The following is a 2158-nucleotide window of genomic DNA, read 5'->3' as shown; positions in this document are numbered from 1 at the left end:
TTGAGGAACAACAAAGGACGGAGAATTTAACTAATCATGGTTAAATCTCCGTCCTTTTTAGATTATCCAAATTATGATGTGTACCCCTTGTCAGGGACAACATTGATTTTTTTGGGGTGTTTTTTTATTACCCCAACAAGTGTATAGGTAGGGGTTTAAAACACCACAATGAAATGGATAGGTACCTCCTAAACCCCAAAAGAATTTATAGAACCTGAACTTTTAGATGTATTAAGGTCGGTGGCATATGCTACCGACCTTTTGTCGGTGTGCCGGGCATGGCACAGTTCTTACTGGTGAGAGTCCAGTCACGGGTATTTACCGCCAAGTGTAGCGAACCGCAAGCGGAAAGCAGTAATGCTCAAGTGAAGGAAGCGGTGTAGCAAAGCCATCGAGCCTACGAACAGAAACCGGATACAAGGCTAAACGGTGGGTGAGGTTGCTACACAAACCGAAGCCCAAAAGGTAAACGTATCACCGAGACAGTAAATCCGGAGGTTGTGTGGCGAAAGAACTATGTCTTACCCCGGGAGACCCGGACGGCGTGGAAACACGTGCGGAAAAGGCTTGCGTCCGGGAGTCAGCTTAGACCATAGTACCGGGAGCACGAACGGGAAGGGTCTAATGTCAATGTATTGCAAATCACTGCAAGCAAGGTCGGAATAATCCGAAATCGAGGATATGCTCTGAAAGCAGAAACGTAAGTCTGTGGAGGCAAAAGGTAGAGGGGATGATTTCCGGCAGTTTTACGAACAGAAAGAGGAGCAACAAGTGGAATTAATCGAATGGATATTACAGGACAGGAATATTGACGAGGCAATCAAGAACGTCAAGCGAAACAAAGGTGCAGCCGGAGTCGATGGGATGACGGTAGATGAACTTGACGTGTATTTTACTCTTCATAGGGAAGAGCTGAAGACTCAGATACGTGAAGGTAAATACAGGCCGAGTCCGGTAAGAAGGGTCTACATACCTAAAGCCAACGGCAAGAAGAGACCTCTCGGAATACCGACAGTCACAGACAGAGTTGTACAGCAGATGACAGCACAGATACTGTCTCTGGGATATGACAAATATTTCAGTGACCATAGTTATGGGTTCCGAGCGAACAGAGATTGCCATGGAGCGATAGAGAAAGCCCTCGAATACCTCAACGAGGGATATGAGTGGGTGATAGACCTTGACATCGAGAAGTATTTCGACACGGTAAACCATGACAAGTTAATTTCAATACTCAGAGAACGCATTAATGATGCGAAAACGCTACGACTGATTCGACAGTTTCTAAGAGCTGGAGTCATGGAAGATGGCTTGGTAAGCCCAAGTGAAGAAGGGGTACCGCAAGGTGGACCTCTTTCACCTATACTATCCAACATCTACCTTGACAAGCTCGACAAGGAACTGGAATCAAGGGGACTTCATTTTGTCAGATACGCTGACGACTGCGACATCTTCGTGAAAAGTGAAATGGCGGCAGACAGAGTGATGAAGTCTGTGACAAGCTGGCTGGAGCGCAAACTTCGGCTGAGAGTCAGTGCCACTAAGACAAAGGTAGTAAGACCTACGAAGAGTAACTTTCTGGGATTCACATTCTGGAAGAGCAAAGACGGTTGGAAGTGCAGGCTTGCCAAAGACCGAAAGAAGAAACTCTATGAGAAGACTCGTGAGATTCTTTGTCGGAAGAAAGCGGCTGCGCGAACCATAAAGTCTACCTTTATGCAACTGAACTGGCTCATCCGGGGGTGGATAAACTACTACAGAATCGGTAGCATGAAAGGCTTTCTTGATGAATATGGACAATGGCTGAGGCACAAGGTGAGAGTAGTGATACTCAAACAGTGGAAAAAGCCGAAGACCATATTCAAGAACCTGATGGCTCTGAATAGGATTCAGGAATGTGGCCTTGAGGAGAAAAGATTGTTAAGCGTGGCAAACGCAAGGCAGGGATGGTACCGAATGGCTACTATTCGGGATATTAATTTCCTGCTCAATCCAACGATACTTGGCAAAAAGACAAAGAGCCGACCGGGATTGGTCGACCCTTTGGCGTATTATCTGAATTAACGCTTGATTCTATGTTGATGTAGCGCCGTATACGAGACCCGTACGTACGGTGCAACGGGAGGGTTGAGGGCTAACGCCCTCGCTCTACCCTATT

1 protein-coding gene is annotated in these 2158 nt (G+C 46.5%); it reads left to right on the top strand.

Annotated features, from left to right (window positions below; all coding sequences use genetic code 11):
* Nucleotides 1-708: 708 nt before the first annotated feature.
* Nucleotides 709-2064 carry a group II intron reverse transcriptase/maturase gene (gene ltrA, locus AXF17_RS07280; RefSeq protein WP_237049005.1) on the top strand — a complete coding sequence of 452 codons (1356 nt, stop codon included), beginning with the start codon at nt 709-711 and terminating at the stop codon, nt 2062-2064.
* Nucleotides 2065-2158 lie beyond the last annotated feature (94 nt).

Source organism: Mogibacterium pumilum, from assembly GCF_002243385.1.
Lineage (GTDB): Bacteria > Bacillota > Clostridia > Peptostreptococcales > Anaerovoracaceae > Mogibacterium > Mogibacterium pumilum.
Note: the sequence above shows the minus strand (reverse complement) of the source record. Positions and strands in the feature narration are given on the sequence as shown.